The organism is Streptomyces hirsutus (genome assembly GCF_001418415.1).
GTDB lineage: Bacteria > Actinomycetota > Actinomycetes > Streptomycetales > Streptomycetaceae > Streptomyces > Streptomyces hirsutus.
Map to the genome: position 1 here is coordinate 1 of NZ_LIQT01000086.1, position 2062 is coordinate 2062.

At 65.0% G+C, this 2062-nt stretch carries 1 protein-coding gene and 1 pseudogene; one reads left to right on the forward strand and one right to left on the reverse strand.

From position 1 onward, the window contains the following. Positions 1-244 precede the first annotated feature (244 nt). Positions 245-1309: an IS110 family RNA-guided transposase gene (locus AOK11_RS07815; RefSeq protein WP_055592913.1), complete on the forward strand. Its 1065-nt coding sequence runs from the start codon at positions 245-247 to the stop codon at positions 1307-1309. A 625-nt stretch (positions 1310-1934) separates the two neighbouring features. Here the strand turns inward: AOK11_RS07815 and AOK11_RS07820 are convergent. Continuing rightward, positions 1935-2062 (reverse strand): annotated as a pseudogene (locus AOK11_RS07820) (IS5/IS1182 family transposase); the annotation flags it as partial.

Below are 2062 nucleotides of genomic sequence, written 5' to 3' on the forward strand. Positions count from 1 at the left end.
CAAGATCCCCGACTGTGAGGATGAGGGAGGCACCGCTCGAGGGTCTGACCCGATCCCCGATTGACGCTTCGGCTGTCCTTACTCTGAATCGTCGACCTTCCGAGCGGTGCCGTTGCGCGTACCGGCTCGGCGATCGTGACCTCATAGGAGCTTGACCGAAGCGGTCCCATCACAGTCGTGTCCGTCCGCCGGGCCGGTGCGCGCGAGCCCATTCACCGCGCGCGGAAGGAACAACCCGGCCACCATGCCACAGCCCATCGAGGTGATCGGCGGGATCGACACCCACACCGACGTCCACCAGGCCGCCGTCATCGACACCATCGGCCGGCACCTGGCCACCGAGGCGTTCCCCACCACGCCTGCAGGCTACCGGCGCCTGCTGGAGTGGCTGCGCTCGCACGGCCGAGTGCTGGTCGTAGGCATGGAAGGCACCGGCTCCTTCGGCGCCGAACTCGCCCGGTACCTGCACGCCAACCAGGTCACCATCATCGAGGTGGACCGACCTGACCGGCGAGCTCGCCGCGCGGCAGGCAAATCCGACCCCGTTGATGCCTACGCCGCCGCCACCGCGGTGCTCTCCGGCCGCGCCAAGGGCACCCCAAAGCACCGCGACGGCTCGGTCGAGGCAATCCGCGGCCTGCGCGTGGTACGCGCCAGCGCCGTCAAGGCCCGCACCCAGACCATCAACCAGATCAAATCATTGATCATCACCGCACCCGCTGCGGTGCGTGAAGCGCTGCGCTCGCTGACCACCACCGAGTTGATCCGGCGCCTGGCCGCCAGCCGTCCCGGCGCCGATCTGACCGACCCGGCCACAGCCGTCAAACTCGCTCTCAAGCGTCTGGCCAAGCGCTACCGGCACTTGAGCGAAGAAATAGCAGACGCGGACGCCGATCTGCGCGTTCTGATCGCCCGCACCGCGCCCGGCCTGCTCGCGCTGCCGGGCGTTGGGACCGAGACCGCCGGGCAGTTGCTGGTCACCGCCGGGGACAACCCCGACAGGCTCGTCTCGGAGGCGTCCTTCGCCCACCTGTGCGCTGCCGCACCCGTGCCGGCCTCTTCCGGGCGCACCGACCGCCACCGACTCAACCGTGGCGGTGACCGCCAGGCCAACCGTGCGCTGCACACCATCGTGCTGGTCCGCATGCGTCACGACCCACGCACTCGCGACTACGTCGCACGACGCACTCTCGAAGGGCTCAAGACGAAGGACATCTTCAGATGCCTCAAGCGCTTCGTCGCACGCGAGGTCTACCACCACGTCACGAGCGCATTCAGCAGCACACCATCGACATCCCCAGCGACTTGACGATCTATAGGAGCTTCAGAGTCGCTCAGTGCCCACAAGTCGTCGTCCACGATCCACGGCCGGGTACTCACACCCTCCCGAACGGCCGAATCCTCACATCGGTCACGGCCTACCAGGCCACCTCAACAAGATCGCGTTACGAGCTCAAAGAAACGACTATTTCATGGCGGACAAGAAGGGGACCACTGCAGTAATCGGGGTGTTCAACTCCGAAACCAAAGAGTACGTAAACAGGATAGGGATCAACGGAGGCGGCGCTCAGCCATCTTCTTGGACCCTTCGCAGCGGCGAGGAATTTGTACAGGCTCCCGGCCACGCAGAGCAAGGGATCCTCAATTCCCTGGGGCCCAACGAACATGTAGTGTACGGAGCCGCCTCACGCAACTTCTGTCGAGATACTTGCCTATGATCGACACCCGCGGAGTCGAACTCGGAGGCCAGAGAGGTACGTGTCCCGATCTTCCCCGAGGACTTCCCCGGGAACGACACGGATTTCGTACCCCTCTGAAACCCGTCATGGACTGGCCTGTCCGGTCGGGAGCTGCATCCACTCGCTGAAGAGGTGTGGTGCCCTGTCACCCACTTTCCTGGACACCACACCAAGCGGCACTGCTAAGAAGTCATCTCATTTGGTGAGTCTGCGGTAGCAGATGAGAGTGCAGGCGATGCTCGTGAAGGCGAGGAAGTGCTCGGCCTTGCGTTCGTAGCGGCGGTGGAGGCGGCGGCAGCCGGCGAGCCAGGCCATCGTGCGTT

Excerpts from the sequence above, each read along its gene's own strand:
- AOK11_RS07815 (WP_055592913.1), top strand. The coding sequence starts at position 245 with ATGCCACAGCCCATCGAGGTGATCGGCGGGATCGACACCCACACCGAC.